The sequence below is a fragment of the Streptomyces sp. NPDC049541 genome, from assembly GCF_044465725.1.
Lineage (GTDB): Bacteria > Actinomycetota > Actinomycetes > Streptomycetales > Streptomycetaceae > Streptomyces.
This window is the reverse complement of sequence record NZ_JBITLY010000007.1, coordinates 428249-452548: the sequence shown is the minus strand read 5'-3', so window position 1 is coordinate 452548 and position 24300 is coordinate 428249. Positions and strand designations below refer to the sequence as shown.

Below are 24300 nucleotides of genomic sequence, written 5' to 3'. Positions count from 1 at the left end.
CTCCGTGCTGGTGGATTGGGTTGCGGTGGGTTCACGCGATGAGCCCGGCATCGTGTGGGCGTTCAGGGCCGGGGGCGGCGTCTGCGACACCGCCCCCGGCCCTGTGACCTACGATCCGCCGCCGACCTGCTGGTTGTAGCCGGCCACGATGTTCTCCAGGGCCTTGTCGGCCGACTGCTGGCCGTTGATCGCCTTGCCGAGCTCCGTCTTGGTCGGGTCGGTGGTGAGGCTCTTGCCCTTCAGCACCCACTCCGTCTGCGCGCCGTTGAAGTAGCCGGAGATCGGGGCGTACAGCGGGATCTCCTCGTTGTACAGCTTGAACGCCGCCTGCGCCGCCTCGGACTTGAAGGGGTAGTTCGGGGTGAGACCGCTCTCGACGGGGAGGAACCCGGAGCTCTCGACCAGCTCGGTGTACTGCTTCGGGTCGTACACCCACGTCATGAACTTCTTCGCGGCGGTGGCCGCGGCACCGTTGTTGTTGAAGCCCACCATCAGGCCGCCGGCGTTGACGTCACTGGCCTGCACGGGCTCGGCGGGGGTCGGGACGCTCGCCCAGTCGAACTTCTTGATGCTGTCCGAGAAGGCGGCGACCTGCCACACACCGGACCAGTAGGCGACCACGTCACCGCTCTGGAACATCGCGGACGGGTCGGCGCCGCTGGTCCACACCGACTTCGGCATGGTCTTGTCGTCGTTCCATCCGACGAAGGTGTTCACGGCCTTCTTGGTCGCCGCGTCCACCGAGAACTTGCCGGAGGAGTCCGCGTGGACGTACTTGCCGCCCATCTCGTAGACCATGGCGCGCAGCCGCGAGGGCGACTGGTCGAAGGTCAGGGAGTACTTGGCGCCGGTCTTCTCACGGACCTTGTTCGCGGCCGCGATGAAGTCGGTCCAGGTCCAGGTCTTCGAGGGCGAGGTGGGGAAGGAGACGCCGGCCTTCTTGAACAGCGTCTTGTTGATGAACAGACCGGACGCGGTGACGTCCGAGGGGATGGCCAGCACCTTGCCGGAGGAGTCCTTCGCCAGGAAGTTGGCGTTGATGTTGTAGCTCTTGTTGCCGGCGATGGAGCTCAGGTCGATCAGCTTGTTCGACCAGATCGGGTCCAGCGACGGCACGGCCGCCACGTCGGGCAGGGCATTCGCCTGCGCGGAGTTGTGCAGCTTCGTCGTGTAGCCGTCGTAGGGGATGTTGACGAGCTTGACGTCGACGCCGGCTTCCTTCTTGTACTGCGCCACCAGCTTCTTCCAGCCCGCGTCCTGCCCCGGAACCGTGGAGATCCAGAACGTCAGGGACTTGGAGTTCCCGCCGGAGCCGGACCCCGACCCGCCGCAGGCGGTGAGCAGAAGAGCACCTGCCGTGGCCACGGCAGCGAGGGGAACCACGCGGCGTATGCCGCCGCGGCCGAGTCGGCGGGAGCGCCGCACACCCACACTGGTCATTTTCTTCCCTTTTCGTCGTACTGGACGGAGCACGGCGCCAGCCGAGGCGGCACGGGTGCATTTTGCAGGAAATTTCGAATTTCGCCTTCCGGGGCACGGCCTCGCCCGGCCGCGTCGCCTGGAGCGGGTGGAGTCCCCGGCCGTGAGGGCCGTCGTCGCACGAGCACGCCCTCGTGCGACTGCCGTACTTCGCGTACGGGCGGGAAGCTCACCCGGAGTCGGCGTCCCGGCCGACTTAGAAAGCGCTTGTCCGGACATTGGCACGTCGAGTCGGAGGCCGTCAATCCTTAGCCCCCGCGGCCTCGGTCACGGTTTGGACTCCTCGCGAAACCGCGAGCCGGGCGGCGCCCACGACGGTGCCCAGATCACCGACCGTGCTGCTGACGACTTCGGTGGGCCAGCTCAGCCGGGCGAGTTCCGCCCGCACACCGGGCAGCACCTGCGGGTCCGCGCCGGTGCTGCCGCCCAGGACGATCAGTCCCGGGTCCAGTACGGCGGTCACGGCGGCGGCCAGCCGGCCGACATCGGTGGCATGGCGGCCGATCACCTCACGGGCCGCCGGCCTGCCCTCCTGCGCCAGGGCGAAGAGCTGCTCGGCGGTGCGCGGGCAGGGCCCGTCCTCGTCCTGCCAGGCCTCGGCCGCCCGCCGCAGCAGCGAGCGGGCGCCGATGTACTCCTCCAGGGCCTCGTGGCGCGGCTCACGGCCGTCGTCCCAGGGGTAGGGCAGCCGGGCCAGCTCACCGGCGGCGCCGTTGGCGCCGCGCAGCACCTGGCCACCGACCACGATGCCGAGGCCGATACCGACGCCGATCCGCAGATAGCCGAAGGTGTGCCGGCCGCGCGCGGCGCCCTCGTGGAGTTCGGCGAGCGCGGCGCAGTTGACGTTGTTCTCCAGGTGGACGGGAACGCCCGGCGGCAGGGCGACGGCCATGGCGTCGAAGGCGGGGCCCGCCTTGGCCGTGGCCGGGCGCATGCGGGCGCCCTCCTTCTCCCGGGCGGTGACGTCGCCGACGGCGACGACGACGGTGCGCAGCGGGGCGCCGTCAGGCAGCGCGACGAGTGCCTCGCGCACCACGTCGGCGGCCTCCTGACGGGTGCCGGTGGCCTGGGCGAGCAGGGTGCCGTCCAGGGCGCACCCGCGCACCCGGGTCAGGGCCGGACCGAGGTCCACGGCGAGCACGGCACCGGCGGCGGGTCCGAGGCCGTAGACGGCGGCGGAACGGCCCGTGCCGCCGGAGGCGGTGCCCGAGTGGGCGGCGAGCCGCGCGCTCTCCAGCTCCGCCACGGCGGAGGACACGGTGGGCTTGGACAGGCCCGCAAGACTTGCGAGCTGCGGCCGGGTCGCGCTGCCCGCCTCGGCGAGCACGGCAAATACCGCGCTTGCGCTCTCGGTCAGACGGGGGGCTTCCGCCACGTCGTGTATCACAGTTCTCCCACGGGTCACGGGCCGCTCAGTGGTCGAGTGGGCGATGCCTCTTGACGCACTGTACTTCGTTAGTTAACTTCCTAACGAACTTCACGGTACTCGCCTGCCGTGTCCGCCAGAAGCCCGTCCCGGGGCTTCCCTAGTTCACCAACTCCCGTACTCTCAGGCACGGTTCGCCCACCGAGCGGTCCGCTGGGTGTGCCGCAAAGGACCGGTCGGTCATCTGCGGCACCGTCGTGGCTGGTCGCGCAGTCCCCTGCGCCCCTTCAGGGCGCTCCCGGACCGCGTTGGCCGGCGCAATGACGAAAGAGGTTCCGTGCAGGACTCCACGCCCCTCGTGGTCGGCATCGACGTGGGTGGCACCAAGACGCAGCTGCGTGCCTACGCCGGCAGCGAGCAGGTCGCCGACCACGTCCGTACGAGCAGCGGCTGGCGGCCGCACGACCCCGTGGCCGCCGCCGACTGGCTGGCCGCGCTGGCCGCCGACGCGCTGCCCACAGGCGCGCGCCCGGCGGCCGTCGCCGTGGGCGGCCACGCCTGTGAGACTCCGCGCCAGTGCGCCCGGATACGTACCGCCCTGCAACAGCACGTCGACGCGCCCGCGCTGATCGTGGGCGACGCCGAGCTGCTCGTACCCGCCGCGGGACTGGACAAGGGCGTCGGCCTGGTCGCCGGCACCGGTTCCGTCGCGGTCGGCCGGCTCTCCGACGGGACCTCCGTGCAGGTCGGCGGCTGGGGTGCGGTCCTCGGCGACGAGGGCGGCGCGGCCGGTCTCGTCCGCGAGGCCGCACGGGCCGCCTGGGCGGCGCACGACCGCGGGGAGGAACCCGACGAACTCGCCCGGGGCCTGCTCGCATCCTTCGACGTCTCCGAAGTGCCGGCGCTCGGCGCCGCGTTGGAGAGCGCCACCGACGTCTCCGCCCAGTGGGGCCGGCACGCGCCGGTCGTGTTCGCGGCCGCCGAGGCGGGCTCGCAGCTCGCCCGAGCGGTGATCACCGAGGCCGGCCGTTCGCTGGCCGCGCTGGTGGAGCGGCTCGCCGCGCGCGGGGTCGTGGTGGACGACGTGGTGGTCGCGGGCAGCACGGTGCTCGCCCAGGCCTCCCTGTACGGCGCGTTCGCGACAGCGCTCGCGAGGTCCGTGCCGGGAGCACGTCCGCAGCCGCTGCGCGCACCGCCGGTGGCGGGTGCGGTGGCACTGGCCCGTTCGATCCTGTGAACCGGTCGGCCCGCGTTCACGCACCCGACACGTCACGGCCGCCGGGCCCTCGCCGTCGGGACAGGACCCGGCCGTAGATCTTCGCTCAAAGCTTCACGGGACGCACCGGATTCGCACATCTCATGCGTCCCGCGGGACATCTCTGATCGCACGATCTCCTCCCCCGGCCGCAGGGCCGCAGAACTGAAGAGAGGCACACGCATGCCGTCACCTGCCGGGCACCGCTCCTCCTCGAAGGCCGGACGACTCACCGTGGACAGGCGAGGGTTCCTCAAGACCTCCCTGGGCGCCTCGGCCGGTGTGCTGGCCGCGCCCACCTTCGTGACGTGGCTGGGCGCCGCCGACGCGAAGGCCGCCACGGCGCCCGCGGCGTTCGTCGACGACTACAGGACCAACCTCCCGACGAACCTCACGCCCGAGACGAACGCGGTCGTGCGCGTGCTCGGCGGGTTCGCGCGGATATGGAAGACCGGCAGCGCCTGGAACACCGGCACGCCCCTGCGGCCCGAGACACTGCGCGCCAACATGAGCTACTGCGCCCGCATCACGGCCGCACGCACGGACGCGCAGGCCAAGGAGGCGTTCGTCTACGACCGCCAGCACCAGAGCTACGCGATGATCGCGGGCCTGGGACCGCTGGCCGACCTGTACAAGGCGGGCGCCAAGGCCGTCACGTCGATCACCAGCGCCCCCGACGGCACACCGCCCACCAAGATCGACGACGCCGTGCCCGCGGACGCCCCGGCCGGCTCCGCGCTCGGCGCCGGCTCGCACGACTCCGCGCTCGGCAAGGTCGCCGAGCTGATCGACACGTTGCGCGGCAACTGGGCCTCGGGCAACCCGTCCAAGTACGCCTACCAGTACCCGCGGCCGTGGCGCATGAACGAGGACAGCGAGGTCGTCGACACGGGGAGGACGGACGCCCTCGGCTTCCCGGTCTACGACTCGAAGGTGGTCGTCGCCCCCCAGCTGCTTCGCCAGCGCAACACCTCCCCGACCGACGACGGCGGCTTCCCCAGCGGCCACACCAACGCCTTCCACCTGGCGGGCCTGGCCTACGCGTACGCCGTTCCGGAGCGTTTCCAGGAGCTGGTGACGCGAGCGCTCGAGCTCAGCCACACCCGGATCATGGCGGGCATGCACTCCACGGTCGACGTGATCGGCGGCCGCATCATGGCCACCGCCCTCGCCGCCGCCACCCTGGCCGACCCGGCGAACGCCGCACTCAAGGCCGCAGCCCGCGCCCAGGCCCTTGCCTACTTCGAGGCCCAGACCGGCACCACGGCCGACACCCTGTACGCATACGCGCACTCGGACGCCACCGACCCGTACGCGGACCGGGACGCCAACGCCCGTGCGGTCAGGCCCCGGCTGACGTACGTGCTGACCCGCCACGGCCGCAGCGAGCCGCTGACCGTGCCGAAGGGCGCGGAGGTGCTGCTGGAGACGCGGCTGCCGTACCTGGACGCGGAGCAGCGGCGCGAGGTGCTGCGCACGACCGCGCTGCCCTCCGGGTATGTGCTGCTGGACGGCTTCGAGCAGTGGGGACGGCTGAACCTGTTCGCCGCGGCGGACGGTTACGGCGCGTTCGAATCCGACGTGACCGTCACGCTCGACGCGGCGACGGGCGGCTTCGGCGCGGCCGACAGCTGGCGCAACGACATCTGCGGCGAGGGCGGCCTGACCAAGCGGGGCAGCGGGACGCTCACCCTGACCGGCCACAACAAGTACACCGGCGGCACCGTGGTGAAGGACGGCGTGCTGGTCGCCGCCTCCTCGCACGCGCTGGGCCACGGCGAGGTCCGGGTCTCGGGCGGCACGCTGCGGCTGCAGCGGTCCGTCCGGGTGCACGGGGTCTACGCGCAGGAGTCGGGCGCACTGGAGCTGACACTGCGCTCGGGGCACGGGCCCGCCCTCGAGGTCACCCGCCGGGCCGTGCTGGGCACGGGGAGCGTCCTGAGGCTGCACCTGGACGCCGACAAGCCGCCGGCCGCGGGCAGCAAGGTGCGCGTGCTGTCCGCTGCGGGGCTGCGCGGCCAGTTCGACCGCATCGAGCTGAACTCCGACCGGTTGCGGGCCGTACCCGTCTACACGACGGAAGGTCTGTCGGTACGACTCCTGAAGCGGTAACGCCCGGGAGGCGGGAGCTGATGCGACAGTAGGGCCCATGGGATGGGCCCGGATCGCTCCCGCCCCCTCGCGGTCCGTGTCACCGCGGGGCGGATGATGGCGCACGAACAGCACTCGGTCCTCGAGCCGGGCACACACGACGACGAGGAACACCCGCCGCCGGCGACGGCCCCCGAGCGGTCGCCCCGCGCGCGCAGGCGGTGGCTGCTGCCGCTCCTCGTGGTCGTGCTGCTGGCCCAGATGGCCGCGGCGATGGTCACCACCGCCGTGCAGCAGACCCCGACGATCGACGAGCCCGTCTACGTCGCCACGGCCGCCGACTATCTGCACGAGCACCGGGTGCGTCTCAACCCGGAGCATCCGCCGCTCGGGAAACTGGTCGTCGCGGTCGGGGTGGCGATCGCCGCTCCGCACGTCGACACCTCGTACACAGGTGATCAGGGGCAGTTCGGGCGGCATCTGCTGTACGAGTCGGGAAACGATCCATGGCGGCTGATGTTCTGGGCGCGCCTGCCGGTGATCGTGCTGACGCTGCTGTTCGGGCTCGTCGTGTTCGCCTTCGCCCGTGAACTCGCGGGCGCCGCCGCCGGGTTGACGGCCCTCGCCCTGTACGCCTTCTCCCCCGACGTGATCGCACACGGCGCCCTGGCCACGCTCGACGTGCCCGCGGCCGGGTTCGTGCTCACGTCGGCCTGGCTGCTGTGGCGGGCACGCCGGCGGCCCCGGCTGTATGTGCCACTGGCCGGAGTGGCGCTCGGGGCCGGGCTGGCGACCAAGATGAGCGTGCTCCCGGCGGTTCCGGTGCTGCTGGCGCTGGCCGCCTGGTCGGTGTGGCGGGCGGGGGCCGAGAACCGCCGCAAGAGGGCGGCTCTCGGTGCCGGCGTGGCGGCGGTGTCCGCGGTCGCCGTCGTATGGGCGTCGTATCTGGTGGTCGACCCGAGGCTGCGGTGGACGCCGGAGCAGCCCGTGCCCGCGGTGCACGGAGTGAAGGGGCTGCTCGTGCGGCTGCTGCCGTTGCCGGCGTCCTACCGCGACGGGATGCGCATCCAGTTCGGCCTCGAGGACTACCCGTGGCAGGGCTTCCTGTTCGGGCATCTGTACTCCGGCTCCCGCTGGTACTACCTGCCGGCCGCGCTGCTGGTGAAGACGCCGCTCGGCATGCTCGCCCTGTGGGTGGCCGGGGCGGCGGTGCTGGTGGCGGTGCGGCGGCTGCGGCCCGCGGCCCCGTACGTGCTGGTGCCCGCCGGTGTGCTGCTGGCCGCGGCCATGACCGGGTCGCGGGACTTCGGGACGCGGTACGCGATTTTCGTGCCGATGTTCCTGGCGGTGGCCGCGGGCTGTGTGCTCGCCGTCCGGTGGCGGTGGGCGCCGCTCGTGACGGGAGCGCTGGTGCTGTTCGTCGCGGTCAGTTCGCTGCTGACGTATCCGTACTACCTGCCGTACTCCAACGAGGCCTTCGGCGGCCCTGCCAAGACCCGTCTGCGGCTGCACGACTCCAACGTGGACTGGGGCCAGGACCTGGGCCGGCTCGCCGACCGGCTGCACCAGCGGTACCGCGGCGAGCGGATCTGGCTCGTGTACAAGGGCAGCGGAGTGCCCTCGTACTACGGCATCGACGCCTCCGATCCGCGCCAGGTGCCCCCGCGTCAGGTGCACGGGCTGCTGGTCGTGTCGGACTCGGCGGCGGCCAAGGCGCGGGGCCGGCTGGCCGCGTTGATCCACAGCAGCCGTCCGGTCGACGACGTCGGGCATTCGATCACGATCTACCGCCGGTGACGGCGGCGCCGGATGCCGCCGTACAAGCCCTGGTCACGACGGTGTGTGGGCTATGTTGAAGCACTGTGGGAGACAAAGGAGGCGCACCGGTGTCATCGCCGCAGCAGGCACGCGCACAGGCGTCCGCGATCACCTCGGGCAAGACGGCTCCGGAAGCCGAGGCGGCCCCGGCCTCCCAGCTCAGGACCCTCTTCGACCGGCCCCGGCTCTCTCCCGGCCAGCGGCGCATCGCGCAGTACCTCATCGAGCACATCACCGAGGCGGCCTTCCTGTCGATCACGGACCTCGCCGAACGCGTCGGCGTGAGCCAGCCCTCGGTGACGCGGTTCGCCGCGGCGGTCGGCTTCAGCGGCTACCCCGCGCTGCGCGAGAAGCTCCAGTCGATCGCTCTCGGCACGCTCGCCGGCGGCCCCGCCGCGACCGAGGAGAACGGCAGCAACGAGCTGCAGGCCGCGGTCGACGCCGAGATCGAGAACCTCGAGAACCTGCGGCGCGACTTCGCCGACCCCGACCAGCTGATCGAGCTCGGCCGCAAACTGTCGGCGTCCACGCCCCTGACCGTCCTGGGGCTGCGCATCTCGGTCTCGCTGGCCGAGTACTTCGCCTACGCCGCACGCCGTATCCACCCGGACGTGCGGCTGGTGACGCGGGGCGGCAGTGTCGCCTACGACGCGCTGTTGCAGTCGCGTGAGGCGGGCGGCACCTGGGTGCTGGCCTTCTCGATGCCCCGGCACGCCCAGGAGACCCTCACGGCCGTGCGGGTCGCGCGCAGCGCCGGGCTGAAGGTCGCCCTGGTCACCGACCTGGCGCTGGGGCTCGTGGCCGACGAGGCGGACGTCGTCTTCGCCACCGGCACCGGCTCCCGCCTGGTCTTCGACTCCTACGCGGCGCCCGGCGTGATCGCCGCAGCGCTGCTGCAGGCCATGACCGACGCCGATCCCGAGCGCACCCAGGCGCGGCTCGAGGAGTACGAGCAGATCTCCGACCAGCACCAGTTCTTCCTGCGCGACTGATCCGGCGTTACGGCGGAATTACAAAGGGACCTTTCGCAACAGACTGGGCATGAATGTTTTCATGCTTCTTGCAAACCGGACGGCATATATAAATACTTCTCACGGATCGCGCACCGGCTCACTCCGGACACGTTCCGCACCCCTGTCCCCACCCGCATCAGCCCGGAGAAAGCCGACGGTCCGCCCATGCGCCTGCACCATCCCCGCGCCGGCACCGTCTGCCCTCCCGGGCTCCTGCACGGACACCCGAAGCCGCCGTCTCCTACCCGCGTCGGCGCCCAGGGTGTTCGGTCGGGCCTCGCCTGTGCGAGCGCCCTTGGCGGCCCCGGTCATCCCCTAGACCGGGGCCGCCCGCCCACGTCGGACCACCCCCACACGACGCCGCACACCCGGAAGCGATGATCATGCAACTGACGACCACGCGCATCAGCCCGGACTGGCCGTGCCAGGTCAAGACGCCCGGCTCCTACGACTGGGAGCGCTCGGCGGCCAAGTGGCTGCGCGAACTGGTGCCGTCCCGCTACGGCAGCTACCCGGCCCTGATGCGCCACCCCGTGCTGCTGGCCCGCCATGCGCACATCCAGGTGCAGCACGAGATCCGGGTCGCGCGCACCGCGCTGCAGACCGCACGCGCCGATCTGCCCTCGCTCGGCATGCCCGAGTCGGTCATCGAGCACACGATCAAGCTGTACGCGGCGGAGGTGCTGCAGCTCCAGCACATCGCGCGCAGCGTCCGGGCGGTCTCCCAGGCGTTGGTCGACTCGGGGCGCTGACCGCGGCGACCGGGTTCGCACGGCATGATTCGCGCCACGCGTGGCACACGTGGTGAACATGAGCACCACGCAGTTGCGCAGGCGCGATCCGGTCACCACGGTGCTGACCTGGCGGGTGCGTCCCGGCCGGGAAGCGGAGTTCGAGGACTGGACCCGCGGGATCACCCGCTGCGCCAGTCGGTTCCCCGGCAATGAGGGCGTCTCCTGGCTGCGCCCCGAGGACGGCCCCCGGTATCACGCGGTGCTGCGCTGGTCCGATCCACAGCGTCTGGCGCGGTGGCTGGAGTCCACGGAACGGGCCGAGTGGCATGCGCGGATCGAGGGGATCGCCACGGAGGTGGGCGACGAGCGGCAGTCGACCACCGGGATGGAGACCTGGTTCCACCTGCCGGGCACCGCGGCGCAGTCCCCGCCCCGCTGGAAGATGCTGCTGACCACCTTCCTCGGCGTCTATCCGTTCACCCTGCTCATCCAGTGGCTGGTGACGCCCCGCACCGCGGCCTGGCCCCTGCCGCTCAGGGCGGCCGTCTTCCCCGTCGTACTGTTGCCCGTGCTGACCTACCTGGTCATGCCGCTGCTCAGCCGTATGTTCCGGTTGTGGCTGTACCCGCCGCCCGACGACTGACGGGCCGGGCGGACCCGGCGTCCACTTCGACACGCGGGCTCTTCTCCTTTCGAGTGAAGCCAGGGCCGGACGGACCACGATCGAACCCGCCCTGTTGTGCGATGCTCGACGCGTGACGAGCAAGCCCGCCACGCCGACGGAGTCCAGCACCGCTGCCGACACCGTCGCGCTGGCCCAGATCGTCGCCAGGCAGCGCGCCGAGATGGACCGGCTGCGCCACCTGGCGGCCATGTCGGCTGTCCTGGAGCAGGCCAAGGGTGTGGTCATGGCACTGACCGGCTGCTCCCCCGGCGCCGCGGAGGAAGAGCTGCAGCGGCGGGCCGAGACCGCCGGCCGCACCGTGCTGGAGGAGTGCTGGATCACCCTCGGCAGCCTGCCGCCGCCGGGCGGTGCCGCCCCCACCCCGGAGCCCGCCGTCCTGGCAGAGTCCGCCGTGCCGCCCTCGCGGGACGCGGCCGCCCAGTGGGACTCCACGGCACTGGGCGCTCTCGGCAGGGAGCTCGTCCGTGTCACCACACCGCAGGACCTCGCCTCCTGCCTGCTGGAGCAACTCGCCCCCGAGGTGGGCGCCGACGCGGTCATGATCTACGCTCGATCGCCCGCCGGAGGGCTCGAACTGATCGGCCACGCCGGCATCGACGCCACCCTCGCCGCCCAGTGGCAGCAGATCCCGCCACTGAACCGGATGCCCGCCTTCGAGGCCCTGCGGGCGGGCGAGCCGCGCTGGCTGGAGGACGCCGCCGCGGACCGGAAGCGTTATGTGCTGATCGGGGACCCGTCCGACCGCTGGGCGTCGCGCGCCTGGCTGCCGGTGCCGACCGGTGCCTCGCCGAGCGTCTGCATCGGGATCCTGCGCACCCGCAGCGGGCCGTTCAGCGGGAGCGAGCGGCGTCATCTGGAGGCCGCCGCCCTGCTGTGCGCAGGACGTCTGCGGGACTTCTCCACCGGTCCGCAGGCCGCCGTCGACGCCACCGAAACCGCGCAGGCCATCCAGGCCGTCTTCGAAGCGCTGCCCGGCGCGGCCATGCTGCTCACTCCGCTGCCCGGCGCCTCGGGCGAGATCGACGACTACCGCATCGACGCGGCCACCGCGCAGGCAGCCGACGTGGCCGGCGGTGCCGGGCCCGAGCTGGTCGGCCGGCGGTTCCAGGAGGCCTGCCCGGCCCTTGCGGGCGAGCCGCTGTGGCAGGGTCTGCGCAGCGCGCTGGCCACCGGGAAGCCGTACGAGAGCGCGCCGTTCGCCTACCAGGAGGTCGTGGACGGCATCGCGGAGCTGTCCACCTACACGGTGCGGGCGGCCCGGCTGGGCGACGGGCTGTTCGTGACGTGGGTGCGGCACGGTTCCTCGGACCGGCAGGAACAGCGCCTGGCGGACGTGCAGCGGCTGGGCAGCCTCGGCTGGGCGAGCTGGAGCCTGGTCACGCACGAGGCCACCTGGTCCTCGCAGGTCTTCGAGCTCCTCGGCCGCGACCCCGGCGAGGGCCCGGTCGGCCTCACCGGCCTGCCCGGACTCGCCCTGCCCGAGGACGCGCCCGCGCTGGCCCGTGCCATCGGCGAACTCCTCGGCGCCGGCCGCCCCTTCGACGTCCCGTTCCGCATCAGGACGGCGGACGGGCTACGGCATCTGCGGGCCGTCGCCGAGGCCGTTCCGGACGCCGCCGGTACGCCTGTCGAGGTGCACGGCGTCGTGCAGGACCTCACCGCGCAGCGCAGCGCGGAGCTCGCCCTCGTCGAGAGCGAGCGGGCCGTGCTCACCCAGCACGATGTGCTGCGCGCCGAGCGGACACTGGCCGGCCGGCTGCAGCACGCCCTGCTGCCCCTGCCCACCCGGCCCGTGCACCTGGCGGGGCTGCGTGTCGAAGTCGCCTATCTGCCCGCCCAGTCGGGCACCCACGTCGGCGGCGACTGGTTCAGCGCCATCGAACTCCCTGACGGGGACGCCCTCTTCGTCGTCGGCGACGTGGCCGGCCACGGCATGGACGCGGTCGCCACCATGGCCCAGCTCCGCTTCACCGCCAAGGGCATGGTCATCACCGGGTCCTCGCTGACGGGAGCGCTCGCCCGGCTCAACACGCTGCTGCTGCACTCCCGAGGGCCCCACGGCACCGCGACCATGGTCCTCGCCCGCTACGACCCCGCCGAGCGCCGGCTGATCTGGGCGCAGGCCGGCCACCCGCCGCCCCTGCTGCTGCGCGACGGCCAGGCGCACTACCTCGACCGCCCCAGCGGCATCCTGCTCGGCGCGAGCACGGCGCCGGTCTTCGCGGAGGCGGAGTTGCCGCTTGAGCCCGGCGACCGTGTCCTCCTGTACACGGACGGCCTGGTCGAGCGGCCCGCGGAGGACCTCGACCGAGGCTTCAAACGGCTCTCCGGGGCCGTCCTCGGCCACCACAGCGACGAGCCCGGCTCCCTGGCGCCCATGCTCGCCGCCATGCTGGAGGGCGACCGGCGGGACGACGTCTGTGTGCTCGACATCCGGGTGCCGGCGGATCCGCAGTAGGTGGCGAGGCCTCCGCGGTGTCAGCCGGTGCCGGAGGCCGTCCGGGACTCCAGTGCGGCCCGGGTGTCGTTGCCGTAGACGCCGGTCTCGTCGCCCCGGATGCCGTACCAGAGCTGGAAGCGGGCCACCGCGGCCCTGAGGGTGGCGTCGTAGGTGCCGCCGGTGGAGCCGCCCGTGTAGACGTCCGGGACGCGCAGCAGGCGTTGCTGCAGATCGGTCACGGCGGGGCCGCTGTCACCCTCGCGGAGGGTGCCCGGGCCGTCCGGGTCCGACGCGGCGGAGGCGGTCACGGTCGGCTCGGCGGAAGGGGTCGCCGTCGGCTCGGCGGACGCGGCGGCGGGAGGCTCCTGCGCGGCGGCGGCGTCGTGCCGGTCGTGCAGCAGCAAGGCGCCGAGAAAGCCGATGAGGACGGCCGCGGCGACGGCGATCGTGACGGCCGCGCGGCGCAGTCCCGGCCCGAAGCCGAAGCGGCCGTCCTCGTTCGGTGGGCTGCCGCGGCCGGTGCGGACGGGCGGGAGTTCCTGTGTCTCGCCCTCGTCCCAGGACCGCGGGTCCGGCACGGTAACGGGCTCGAGGTCGCCGGTGCCCTGCTCCATCTCCTTGAACAGCTCCGCCAGGGCGTCGGTGCTGCGCGGGCGCAGGACCCGGATGGGCTCCAGCGGTAAACGGTCCTGCGGTGACCCGGATGCGGGCGGTGTGGGCACAGTGCTCTCCTTCCGTCCCCGTTGCGGGGCCTCCGCCGTTCCCCGGGGAGTGATACGCGTCCTGCACCGCGCCGGTTCAGCAATCCCACCGGAGGACACTCAGTTCCCTTCAGCAGCGCACTGAGTGCCATCCATGGCGTCCGGATGCTACTTTCCCGTTCATGAAGACGGAGCCGGCTGCCGCGCGGCCACCCATGCGGGACGCCCTGGTCGCGGCGGCCTTCCAGCTGTTTCTCGAGCGGGGCTACGAGCAGACCACGGTGGACGACATCGTGGCGCTCGCCGGCGTCGGACGGCGGTCGTTCTTCCGCTACTTCCCCTCCAAGGAGGACGTGGTCTTCCCCGACCACGAGCGGTGCCTGGCCGAGATGACGGCGTTCCTCGCCGACAGCGGCGAGGAGGACGAACCCGTGCAGCGGGTCTGTGACGCGGTTCGGATCGTGCTGCGCATGTACACGGAGAACCCGACCTTCTCCGTGCAGCGTTACCGACTGACCAAGAAGGTGCCCGGACTGCGGGCGTATGAACTCTCGGTGGTGTGGCGCTACGAGCGCGCCTTCGCCGACCATCTGCGTGCCCGCCTCGAGGGCCGTCCGGACGGGACGCTGCAGGCCGATGTGATCGCGGCGGCGGTGGCGGCCGCGCACAACAACGCACTGCGTTCCTGGCTGCGCTCGGACGGGCAGGGGGACGCGAGCGCGGCTCTCGACCACGCGCTGGGGTACGTACAGCAGGCCTTCACCACGCCCCCGCCCGAGGACGAGGAACCCGAGGACGTGGTGGTGGTCGTCTCCCGGCGTCGCGCACCGTTGTGGCGGGTGGTCCAGGAGATCGAGAGCGCTCTCGCGCAGGACTGACCGGAGTCACAGATTGAGGGTACGCAGTGTCTTTACGTATGACACTCAGTGCCATACATTGATGCCGTGCACGGTGGCACGGCGACCGGGCACGTGCGTGCACGGTTGAGCCGCGCACGCGGGATTCCGGGCCGAGCGCAGGGAGTTGACCAGCGTGTACCACCACTCAGGAAACGTTGCTCGTCAGACAGCCGGCTCCGCGGCAGGCGTGCTCGATCCCCAGGCGCCCGATGCGGACACCATCCTCTTCCAGCGCTGCACCTGGTGCGGCACCGCGACGTACCACCGGTTGCTGTGTCCGGTCTGCCAGGGCGGCGACCTGCGCACGGAGCGCAGCGAGGGCGTGGGCACGGTCCGCCATGCGACGGTCGTGCACCGCAACACCCCCGCCGCGCGCAATGTGTCGCTGGTGGAGATGGCCGAGGGATTCGTCGTGCGCGGCAGGGTCATGGGCCCGCTGATCGGCATTCACAGCGGGGATCGGGTCCGGCTGTCGACGGCCAAGGACCCGGTCCGCGGCGAGCCGGTCTTCCAGCTGGTCGACGAGCCCTACCGCGCCTGGTCCTGACGCTCCCTCAGTTCTGCCACACCCCGGGGACCAGGTCCCGCACGGCCACCGGCCGTCCGGTCTCGAAGCACCGGTTGGCGGCGAGCCCCACGGCCAGAGCGAGGGCGCCGTCGCGCTGGGTGGCGGTGGGATGCGCTGCCGCGCCCTGATCCGGCGCACCGGGGGTCAGGGGTCCGAAGAGCGCGTCGAGCATACGGGGGTCTCCCCCGCCGTGGGCCTCGTGGGCGGCGTCGACCGGCACCTCGACCGGCGGCCGCCACAGCGGGCGCAGGGTGAGCCGTGCGCCGCCCGCCTGCTCGGCAGCGGTGTCTCCGTGCAGCGCACCGCTGTCCGACGCGGCCGGGGTCCGCGGCTGCGCCCAGCGGCTCTCCTCCACCTCCAGCTCGAGCCGGCCGGAGCTGCCGTTGAACATGACGCGGTAGCCCTCCCACGGGGAGTAGGCGGTGAGGTGGTAGGTCATCGTCGCCCCGTGTGCGTAGCGGACGAGGACCGCCATGTCGTCCTCGATGGTGACCGGGCCGCCGAAGACATTGCGGTCGCGGAGGTAACCGTCGTCCCCCTCTGCGTCCAGATACAGGGCACGCAGGGTGTCGTTGCCTGCCAGGTCCAGCGCGAAGGGGTCGTCGGCGGCCGGGGCGGCCCCGTGGGCGCGGTCGTAGTCCCGGCGCAGTCCGTGGCGTTCGCCCGCCTCGGGGCCGTAGAAGGCGAGCCGGCCGTAGCCGAAGACCTCGTGCGGCTCGTCGGCGAGCCACCAGTTGACCAGGTCGAAGTGATGGCTCGACTTGTGCACCATCAGGCCGCCGCTGCTGTGTTTGTCGCGGTGCCAGCGGCGGAAGTAGTCGGCGCCGTGCCGTACGTCGAGGACCCACTCGAAGTGCACGGACAGGATCTCGCCGATCGCACCGTCCGCGAGCAGCGCCCGCACCTTCTCGTGCACCGGGTTGAAGCGGTAGTTGAAGGCGACGGTGAGGGTGTTGCCGGTCGCCCGCACCGCGTCGAGGATGCGTGCGCAGCGGTCCGCGTCGACGGTCATCGGCTTCTCGGTGACGACGCGGCAGCCCGCCTGCAGCGCGGGAACGATGTAGCGGTCGTGTGCGGCGTCGACGGTGGTGACGACGACCTCGTCGATGGCCTCCTTGGCGAGCATGTCGGTGAAGCGGTCCGGTTCCCACTCGGTGGCCGCCGGTTCCCCGGCGGCGGCCAGCGCCCGGTTGTGGAAGGCCATCCGCGTCGGGCTCGGGTCGCACAGGGCTGCCACGCGGTGGCCCGGGCGGGCGGCGAGTCCCCGTACGAAGGTCTGGGCGCGGTGGCCGGTGCCGACGACGGCGGCACGCAACGGTGTTCGGCTCATTGGGGGGTCCTGTCCCGCAGTCCCGGCGGCCATGCCTGGTCGTCGGGGCCGGTCTGATCGCGTCACGGGCACCGGCTGAATCGTCAGTCACAGGCAACCCACAGGCCCCTCCTGACGTCCTCTGAAACGCGTGACGCCCCCGGCTGACCAACGGGGGTGCTTTTGCTTGGTACTTGAGGAGGGGACCTTGTTCCGTGCCCGGCGAATATGGGTGACCGCTGCGGCGGTGCTCGTGGTGGCGGGGGGATCGCCAGGACTGGCGCAGGCGGCACCGCCGCCCGACGCCAGAGCGTCCAGCACAGGTGCCGACCGGAACGGTGGCCTGCCACCCGGCTGGCGGATCGCCGGCAAGGGGGACGCCCGGCAGCTGGTCTGGCGCTCGACCGCCCCCGTGCCGATGGGAGACGCGCGACTCGAGTTCTACTCCGCGGGCCGGATGCTGGGCGTCCCGCAGCCGGACCGGGACGGCCGCACGTTCCGACTCGGCCTCGGGCGAGGCGCGGCGGCAACCGGGCTCACGAGCCTTCATGTACGGGCCGGAGGGCGGGAGTTGGACGCCGCGGGCCGCAGCGAGACCCCGGGCGGACGGCGCTCCGCGGCGGCTGCGCCGCCCGCCCGGCTTCCCGCGAACTCCGTGGACCCCGGCAAACCGGGCCGGTACGCCACGACGACCGGCGAGTACGACCTCGCCCCCGTGAAGCTGCCCGGCTTCCCGCAGCCGGTCGAGATGCGTGCAGTCGTGGTCGCCCCGAAGGGCACCACCGGCCACCGGCCGCTCGCCCTGTTCCTGCACGGCCGCCACTCCACCTGCTACACCCGTACGAACGTGACCGGTGACTGGCCCTGCCCGCAGGGCACGAAGCCGATCCCGAGCTACCGGGGCTATCTGCGCGACCAGCGGCTGCTGGCCTCGCAGGGCTATGTGACGGTGTCGATCTCGGCCAACGGCATCAACGCCCAGGACGACGCGGCCGAGGACGGCGGCGCACAGGCCCGCTCCTCGCTGGTGCGCCGGCACCTGGCGCGCTGGGCCGACTGGGCCGCAGACCCGGGCTCGGCCCCCGCGGCCGTCCGCAACGCACCGCCTGCCGACCTCTCGCGCGTACTGCTCGTCGGCCACTCCCGCGGCGGCGAGGGCGTCAACCGGGCGGCCATGGACAGCCTCGACCCGCCGCCCGCCGCGCAGGACGGCTACCACGGGCCGGTGCGCTGGCACATCCGCGGCACCGTCCTCATCGGACCGACGGTGTTCGGCCAGAATCCGGTCGCGGACGTGCCGTCGGCGACGATCCTGCCGGGCTGCGACGGCGACGTCTCCGACCTGCAGGGCGAGGTCTACGTCGACGGCACCCGCGCGGTCAGCCGGGGTGCCGCGCTGCACAGCGCGGTGTACGTGACGGGCGCCGACCACAACTTCTTCAACACCGAGTGGACCCCGGGGCAGGCGCAGGCGCCTGCCGAGGACGACTTCTACGACGACCCGGACCACCGTGACCCGGTGTGCTCGCCGGGCACCGCGACCCGGCTGACGGCGAACCAGCAGCACAAGGCGGGCAGCACCTACATCGCGGCGGCGGCCCGGCTCTTCGTGGCCGGGGACGACCGGGTACGGCCGCTGCTCGACGGCTCGGGCCGGCGGGCACCGTCGGCCGATCCCGCGCGGGTGCTCACGCACGCCGTCGGGGCGAACCGCGAGGGCGGGTTCCTGCCGGACGGCCAGGTCACGGTGACCGGCGGGCGGCTGTGCTCGGCCGTCGATCCGGACGACCACGTGGCCTGTCTCGGATCCCGGGTGAAGGGCGCCTCGCCGCACTTCGCACGATGGGAGACGGACCGCGAGATCGGCCGGCGCGCGGTCGCGCTGCACTGGTCGGCGGCCGGGTCGGCGGTCCGGGTGCAGCCCGCTGCGCCGGTGTCGCTGGGCGCCGCCAAGGACCTCGCGCTGCGCGTCATCGTGCCGCCCAACTCGACCGGCACCAGCCTCGACGTCTCCCTCGCCGACACCCACGGCAAGAAGGCCACGCTCGGCCGCACCACCGTCGACGGCCTGCCGGGCACGGAACGGACGGCTTCGTACTGGGCGCGCGAGGTCCGCGTCCCGCTGTCGGCGGCGTCCCGGGCCGGTCTCGACCTCAAGCACATCAAGTCCCTTGCTCTCACCCCGCGTTCGCGCTCCGGGCAGGCCTGGCTGGTGGACGCCTGGGGCTGGCGCCCGGGCACTCCCGCGGTTCACGAGGCCCCGCTGGCACGCGTCGACATCGGCCGCACGACCGTCAAGGAGGGCGACTCGGGCGTCCGCACGTACCAGGTGCCGGTGGAGGTGTCCGGGCAGGGCAGCGGGCAGGTGCGGGTGTACGTCGTCGACCCCGCCACCGGCAGGGCCACGGCACGCCTGGTCACGGTGCATCCGGGCGGCCATGACATCGACGTACCGGTGGAGGTGAAGGGCAACACGCGCTACGCCTACGACGTGGACCACACGGTGATCGTCAAGGCCGTGCGGGGCGCTGTCATCGGCTCGTACCGCGGCGGTGTGACGGTGCAGAACGACGACCCGATGCCCACGATCTCCGTGACGCCGGTGGCGGACCGGGTGATCGAGGGGAACCCGCTGAAGTGGAAGGTGTCCCTGTCCGAGGCCGCGGACGTGGACCTGAGCCCGATGTTCCTCGTCGCCCCGGTCACGGGCGGCCCGGAGCTGTCCACCAAGGACGTCGACCCGGCGTGGCTGGCCGGCGCCTCGGGCGAGACGCCGGATCCGGAACGTCCCCTGTCGCAGATCAATTACCTCTACGTGGGGGCGAACGTGCCCACGGGGAAGCTGAGTGCGGAGGTGTCCGTGCCGACGGTCAAGGACCGGGTGACGGAGCCGGCCGAGTCCGTGCGCTTCCAGCTGACGAACGACAACGGTGATCCAGCGCCCGGGGGACCGGTGCTGACCGGCACGGTGCTGGACGGCTCGTAGAGCACGGCGCGCCGTCGTACGGCCGTGTGGTCCTCCCCTGGGAGGACCACACGGCCGTACGCGTCTCAGGGCTTCAGCGTCACGCGGATGCCGACGGTGCCCTTCAGACCGCGGCGCAGCCGGCTGCCGAGCAGGGTGAGGCGGCCGACGATGCCGTACTTGCGGGCGATGAGCTGGCGGTAGCGGGCGACACTCGCCTCGTCGACGATCTCCGCGGTGGCCGGGAGCTGCGCGCCGGTGGGGTTGCCGCGCACGTCGCAGGGGCCGACGAGGATGTCGCCGCGAGCGCGGATCCGCTTCACCTTCCAGGAGTCGGCCGCCGTCCACACCCCGAGCGTGTCACCGTCCCGCACCGCCCACACCGGCGTGGCAACCGGCGTACCGTTCTTGCGGTAACTGGTGACCAGCACGTACTTCCCCGCCCCGAGCCGCTCCAGCGCCGTGTTGTCCATACCCGAAATTCTAGGCAGACAGCTCACACGAGGAGCTGGATGAACCGGCGGGCGAAAAGATACGCATCCCCCGGCCACCGCGCCGACAGAAAATTGCCGTCCTGCACGACAAAGGCGTAGGTGTCGTCGTCCGCCGTACCCCTCTGGGTCAAAACCCGGGGGCCCCGCTCGAACTGCTCAGCCGGCTCGGCCAGAGCAGAGCGCACCTCGTCCTCCACATACGCCGGGTACGTCCGGTAGTACCGCCCGAGCCTCCATGCAGTGGTCAGGTAGGCGGTGCGCTCCATGTACTTGGGCAGGCACGTCGTGCGACGGTCGGCGAGGACACTGCGCCCCGTGCCGGGATCCCGGGTGCGGGCCGGCACGAGCACCCCGTGGCAGATCGCACCGACCGGCCGCTGAAGCGCCCAGAACCGGGCGACCTGCCGTTGCAGCTCGGTCGAGCCGAGATACTGCCGCATACCGGGCGCGTGTCCGCCCGGCAGCAGCAGTCCGTCGTACTCGGTCACGTCCACGTCGGCCCAAGCGACCGTGGCGGTGAACTCCGATGCCGCGGTGAGCTGTTCGTAGAACCGCTTGGGCTCGTCCTCCGCTCCGAGCTGCCCGAAGAGGACACCCGCCAGCAGCCTTGGATCGGCCGCGGGCCGGGTCCCGGCGCGCTCGGTGGCGAAGACGACCTCGTGCCCGGCGGCGGTGAGCAGTCGCCAGGGCACGGCGACCTCGGTGACGTCGAAGTCGTGGTCGGGGAGGGGGATCAGCACGCGCATGGGGCCATCATGCAGAGGTGTCACGTGTCCATGACACCCCCACCAGGCCATCTGGGGGTCGGTTCAGGCGAGTGCCGCTGCCATCCGCCGGACGCCCTCAGTGACCACCTCGGGCGAGGTCGCCAGGTTCAGGCGTACGTGCCCGGTCCCCCCGGTGCCGAAGGGAATCCCCGAATTCAGGGCCACCCTGCCCCGCTCCAGGAAAACCTGCGCGGGATCCTCACCGAGGCCCAGTCCGCGGCAGTCGAGCCAGGCCAGGTAGGTGGCCTCGCCCGGACGGTAGGAAATGGCGGGGAGGTGTTCGGAGAGCAGGTCGGTGAGCAGGCGCCGGTTGTCGTCGAGGCCGGTGAGCAGCGCGTCCAGCCAGGCGGTGCCCTCGGTCAGGGCGGCCGTGTGGGCGATGACGCCGACGTGGCTGGGGCCGTGGCCGACCTCCTCGGGCAGCCGGGCGAGGTCGGCGGCGGCCGCGGGTCCGGCGATCGCGAGCGCGGCCTTGAGGCCCGCCAGGTTCCAGGCCTTCGACGCGGACATGAGGGACAGACCGCTCTCCCCGCCGGGAACGCTCAGGTACGGCACGAAGTCGATGCCCGGCAAGGTCAGCGGGGCGTGGATCTCGTCGGCGACCACGCGGACGCCGTACCGGTCGGCGAGCGCGGCCACGGCGGCCAGTTCCCCGGCGGTGTGCACGGTGCCGGTCGGGTTGTGGGGGCTGCACAGCAGATAGGCGGCCCGGCGTCCGCCGGTGACCGCCTGCCGGAAGGCCTCTTCCAGGGCGTCGAGGTCGATGCGCAGGTCCGCCCCGAGCGGAGCCTCCCGCACCCGCCGGTCCATGTGCTCGATGAACTGGTAGAAGGGCGGATACACAGGCGAGTTGACGACGACCGGATCCCCGTGCCCGGTGACCAGCTTGAGCATCTCGACGACGCCGAGCATGACGTCGGGCACGATCGCGGTGCGCTCCACGGCGAGCCCGTCCCATCCCCAGCGCTTCTCGGCGAACCCGGCGAGGGCCTCGGCGTAGGCGGTGCCGGCCGGGTAGCCGGTGTCCCCGAGCGCGAGCGCCCCGGTGACCGCGCGGACGACGGGTTCGGCGAGGGGCACGTCCATCTCGGCCACCCACAGCGGCAGCACGTCGGCGGGGTAGGTGCGCCATTTCATGCTCGTACGACATCGCAGGCTCTCCAGGGAGAGTGCACGCAGGGGGTTCGGCTCGCCGGACGTCGCATGCGGGGTGCTGTTCATGGGGCACAAGATAGGGGCTGCGGTGTGACCTGGCACCGCCTGGCAGCGCCTGCGGGGAAAAGATCCGCCCCGCACTCTCGGCACAGGTCAACATGGCCGTCTAGATTGCCGTTTGACGTCGCACACAACGCACCATCAGGCACTCCAGGAGCAGAGCGCGTGACGGAGAACCCGGCAGCCACCGAAGATCCCGCCGCGGCGCTGCGCCGCCGCATCGACACACTGCGCCCGCACACGGCCCGGATCTGGAACTACTGGCTGGGCGGTGGCGACTACTACGAGGTCGACCGCATCGCCGGCGACCGGATCCGCGAACTGCATCCGGCCATCGGCGAGTACGCCCGCGCGGACCGTCTCTTCCTGGGCCGTGCCGTGCGTCATCTGGTGACCGAGGCGGGGATCCGGCAGTTCCTCGACATAGGCACCGGCCTGCCCACCGCCGACAACACCCACGAGGTCGCGCAGCGGCTCGCCCCCGATGCGCGGATCGTCTACGTCGACAACGACCCGCTCGTCCTGGCACACGCCCGCGCCCTGCTGACCAGCTCGCCCGAGGGCCGCACGGACCACCTGGACGAGGACCTGCGCAATGTCGACTCGATCCTGGAGCGCGCCGCCGGCACCCTGGACCTCACACAGCCGGTCGCGCTGATGCTGCTCGGGGTGGTCATCTTCATCGGCGACGAGGAGGACCCGTACGGCATGGTGCGGCGGCTCCTGGATGCGCTGCCCTCCGGCAGCCATCTGGTCCTCTCCCACACCATCACGGGCCCCGGACTGTCGGAGGTGGACGAGGCGGTCCGGTTCTGGAACGAGCGCGGCGTCCCGGCGCTCACCCAGCGCACCCCCGAGGCCGTGGCCCGTTTCTTCGACGGTCTGGAGCTTCTGGAGCCCGGCGTGGTCTCCTGCTCGCGCTGGCGGCCCGAGCCCTCGCAGGCGGGCGAACCACAGGAAGTGGCCCTGTTCGGCGGGGTGGGCCGCAAGCGGTGAGAAGATCGCCCGCGCGCTGAACGCGACCGTCCCCGGCCACGTATGGAGGGAGGGTGCTCAACGACCGGAGGGCCCCGCGGTGTTCGCGCCGCGCGTTCAGGTTCGGGAGCCATGCATGAGGCACGCACGACGACGGATCGTCCGGCGAGTGACGCGGCTGGCGGCCGTCGGCGGACTCCTGCTGGGAGGAGCGATGGTGACGCAGGCCGCCATGGCGAGCGATACTCCCGGCACCTCCGCCCTCCCGCTGAAGGCCTCGGGGACCTCGCCCAACCCTGGTGCCGCGCTCGTGTCCAAGCTCGGCACCTCCCGTACGGCGGGCACCTGGATCGGCGCGGACGGCCGCCCGGTCGTCGCGGTGACCGACGACGCGGCGGCCGCCGAGGTCAAGCGTGCCGGCGCCGAGGCGAAGATGGTGTCGCACAGCATGAACGAGCTCAAGGCCGCGACGTCGACGCTGCGTGCCGCGCCCCGGGTCGCGGGCACTGCATGGGTCATGGACTACCGGACGAACCAGGTGGTGGTGCAGGCCGACAGCACCGTCTCGGCGACGGACTGGTCGAAGATGACCAAGGTCGCGGGCGGCATCGGCAGTTACGTCCGCATGGAGCGCACCCAGGGCACCTTCACCACCCGTCTCAACGGGGCGTCACCGATCCTGTCCACCGGCGGGCGCTGCTCGGCGGGGTTCAACGTGACCAACGGGCAGAGTGACTTCATTCTCACCGCCGGGCACTGCGGGCCGACCGGGTCCGTCTGGTTCGCGGACAACCAGGGCAACCAGCAGCTGGGCAAGACCGTGCAGCAGAACTTCCCCGGCAGTGACTTCTCGCTGGTCCAGTACGCGAACGGCGCGGCGGGAGCCGGAGCGGACATCGTGGCCATCGGCAACGGCAACGGGGTGCGCATCACGGGGGTGGGCGATCCGGCCGTCGGGGAACGGGTGTTCCGCAGCGGCAGCACCAGCGGTCTGCACGACGGCGAGGTCAAGGGGCTCGACGCCACGGTCAACTATCCGGAGGGCACCGTCACCGGCCTCATCGAGACGAACGTGTGCGCCGAACCCGGGGACAGCGGCGGCCCGTTGTTCTCCGAGGGCATCGCGCTGGGCGTGACCTCGGGCGGCAGCGGCGACTGCACCTCGGGCGGTACGACGTTCTTCCAGCCGGTGACGAAGGCGATGCAGGCGCTCGGCGTCCAGCTGATCGTGTCGAAGCAGGCCGCCGCCGGACAGGGCGGCGCCGCGCCCTCCTCCGCACCGTCGCCCGCGGCCACGCACAGCGCGATCGCTCCCAGCGCGGCCTCACCCGGCTCCTCGACTCCCGTGACGGGCATCACGGGCGGTTCGACGCTGCTGGCCAGGCTCACGAACCCCCAGAACATCGGTCCCGGGATGCTGGTGATCGGAGGCAGCCTGCTCGCCCTGGTGGCCACCCGCTGGATCCGCGCCGAACAGGACCGCAAGGCGTACCGACGCTACTACTCGGCCACGTGGGGGTGAGGGG

At 72.1% G+C, this 24300-nt stretch carries 19 protein-coding genes; 12 read left to right on the top strand and 7 right to left on the bottom strand.

Annotated features, from left to right (window positions below; translation table 11 throughout):
- Positions 1 to 108: 108 nt before the first annotated feature.
- Together ACIBW9_RS27630 and ACIBW9_RS27625 are read right to left on the bottom strand one after the other, a co-directional pair.
- Positions 109 to 1440 carry an ABC transporter substrate-binding protein gene (locus ACIBW9_RS27630; RefSeq protein ID WP_398959468.1) on the bottom strand — a complete coding sequence of 444 codons (1332 nt, stop codon included), beginning with the start codon at positions 1438 to 1440 and terminating at the stop codon, positions 109 to 111.
- Positions 1441 to 1720: 280 nt separating this feature from the next.
- Positions 1721 to 2854 (bottom strand): ROK family transcriptional regulator, encoded by a 1134-nt coding sequence (locus tag ACIBW9_RS27625; protein ID WP_398959466.1) that lies wholly within the window; start codon positions 2852 to 2854, stop codon positions 1721 to 1723.
- Positions 2855 to 3182: 328 nt separating this feature from the next.
- On the opposite strand from ACIBW9_RS27625, the gene ACIBW9_RS27620 reads away from it, so the two are divergent.
- From ACIBW9_RS27620 to ACIBW9_RS27590, 7 genes are all read left to right on the top strand, one after another.
- The gene (locus tag ACIBW9_RS27620; RefSeq protein ID WP_398959464.1) at positions 3183 to 4082 is read left to right on the top strand and encodes an N-acetylglucosamine kinase; all 900 of its coding nucleotides are present in this window, start codon (positions 3183 to 3185) and stop codon (positions 4080 to 4082) included.
- A gap of 201 nt (positions 4083 to 4283) precedes the next feature.
- Positions 4284 to 6212: a phosphatase PAP2 family protein gene (locus tag ACIBW9_RS27615; protein ID WP_398959462.1), complete on the top strand. Its 1929-nt coding sequence runs from the start codon at positions 4284 to 4286 to the stop codon at positions 6210 to 6212.
- A gap of 42 nt (positions 6213 to 6254) precedes the next feature.
- Entirely contained in the window at positions 6255 to 7988 is a 1734-nt protein-coding gene (locus ACIBW9_RS27610) for an ArnT family glycosyltransferase (RefSeq protein ID WP_398959460.1), read from the top strand.
- Between the two features lie 89 nt (positions 7989 to 8077).
- Positions 8078 to 9001, top strand: coding sequence for a MurR/RpiR family transcriptional regulator (locus ACIBW9_RS27605; RefSeq protein WP_398959458.1), 924 nt, complete (start codon positions 8078 to 8080; stop codon positions 8999 to 9001).
- A gap of 398 nt (positions 9002 to 9399) precedes the next feature.
- A complete protein-coding gene (locus tag ACIBW9_RS27600; protein ID WP_398959456.1) occupies positions 9400 to 9774 on the top strand; it encodes a hypothetical protein in 375 nt (124 codons plus the stop codon).
- A 58-nt stretch (positions 9775 to 9832) separates the two neighbouring features.
- Positions 9833 to 10399 carry an antibiotic biosynthesis monooxygenase gene (locus ACIBW9_RS27595; RefSeq protein WP_398959454.1) on the top strand — a complete coding sequence of 189 codons (567 nt, stop codon included), beginning with the start codon at positions 9833 to 9835 and terminating at the stop codon, positions 10397 to 10399.
- A 202-nt stretch (positions 10400 to 10601) separates the two neighbouring features.
- Positions 10602 to 12899 (top strand): SpoIIE family protein phosphatase, encoded by a 2298-nt coding sequence (locus tag ACIBW9_RS27590; protein WP_398959703.1) that lies wholly within the window; start codon positions 10602 to 10604, stop codon positions 12897 to 12899.
- Between the two features lie 20 nt (positions 12900 to 12919).
- Here the strand turns inward: ACIBW9_RS27590 and ACIBW9_RS27585 are convergent, their stop codons facing one another.
- Positions 12920 to 13603 carry a peptidoglycan-binding protein gene (locus ACIBW9_RS27585; RefSeq protein WP_398959452.1) on the bottom strand — a complete coding sequence of 228 codons (684 nt, stop codon included), beginning with the start codon at positions 13601 to 13603 and terminating at the stop codon, positions 12920 to 12922.
- Between the two features lie 194 nt (positions 13604 to 13797).
- Here ACIBW9_RS27585 and ACIBW9_RS27580 point away from each other — a divergent pair, with 194 nt between their 5' ends.
- Positions 13798 to 14460 (top strand): TetR family transcriptional regulator, encoded by a 663-nt coding sequence (locus ACIBW9_RS27580; RefSeq protein WP_398959701.1) that lies wholly within the window; start codon positions 13798 to 13800, stop codon positions 14458 to 14460.
- A 154-nt stretch (positions 14461 to 14614) separates the two neighbouring features.
- Positions 14615 to 15028, top strand: a complete 414-nt coding sequence (locus ACIBW9_RS27575) for a Zn-ribbon domain-containing OB-fold protein (RefSeq protein ID WP_398959450.1) — start codon at positions 14615 to 14617, stop codon at positions 15026 to 15028.
- 7 nt (positions 15029 to 15035) lie between these two features.
- On the opposite strand, the gene ACIBW9_RS27570 is transcribed toward ACIBW9_RS27575, so the two are convergent.
- On the bottom strand, positions 15036 to 16379 hold the full coding sequence (locus tag ACIBW9_RS27570; RefSeq protein WP_398959448.1) for a Gfo/Idh/MocA family protein: 1344 nt from the start codon (positions 16377 to 16379) through the stop codon (positions 15036 to 15038).
- A 187-nt stretch (positions 16380 to 16566) separates the two neighbouring features.
- Here ACIBW9_RS27570 and ACIBW9_RS27565 point away from each other — a divergent pair, with 187 nt between their 5' ends.
- Positions 16567 to 19344: a hypothetical protein gene (locus ACIBW9_RS27565; RefSeq protein ID WP_398959446.1), complete on the top strand. Its 2778-nt coding sequence runs from the start codon at positions 16567 to 16569 to the stop codon at positions 19342 to 19344.
- A gap of 65 nt (positions 19345 to 19409) precedes the next feature.
- On the opposite strand, the gene ACIBW9_RS27560 is transcribed toward ACIBW9_RS27565, so the two are convergent.
- From ACIBW9_RS27560 to ACIBW9_RS27550, 3 genes are all read right to left on the bottom strand, one after another.
- Positions 19410 to 19796: a PPOX class F420-dependent oxidoreductase gene (locus ACIBW9_RS27560; RefSeq protein ID WP_398959444.1), complete on the bottom strand. Its 387-nt coding sequence runs from the start codon at positions 19794 to 19796 to the stop codon at positions 19410 to 19412.
- A gap of 23 nt (positions 19797 to 19819) precedes the next feature.
- The gene (locus tag ACIBW9_RS27555; RefSeq protein WP_398959442.1) at positions 19820 to 20563 is read right to left on the bottom strand and encodes a type 1 glutamine amidotransferase domain-containing protein; all 744 of its coding nucleotides are present in this window, start codon (positions 20561 to 20563) and stop codon (positions 19820 to 19822) included.
- Positions 20564 to 20626: 63 nt separating this feature from the next.
- Complete coding sequence (locus ACIBW9_RS27550; protein ID WP_398959440.1) at positions 20627 to 21805, bottom strand: MalY/PatB family protein; 1179 nt, start codon at positions 21803 to 21805, stop codon at positions 20627 to 20629.
- 159 nt (positions 21806 to 21964) lie between these two features.
- On the opposite strand from ACIBW9_RS27550, the gene ACIBW9_RS27545 reads away from it, so the two are divergent.
- On the top strand, positions 21965 to 22795 hold the full coding sequence (locus tag ACIBW9_RS27545) for an SAM-dependent methyltransferase (protein ID WP_398959438.1): 831 nt from the start codon (positions 21965 to 21967) through the stop codon (positions 22793 to 22795).
- Between the two features lie 115 nt (positions 22796 to 22910).
- Positions 22911 to 24296, top strand: a complete 1386-nt coding sequence (locus ACIBW9_RS27540; protein WP_398959436.1) for a S1 family peptidase — start codon at positions 22911 to 22913, stop codon at positions 24294 to 24296.
- The last annotated feature ends 4 nt before the right edge of the window (positions 24297 to 24300 follow it).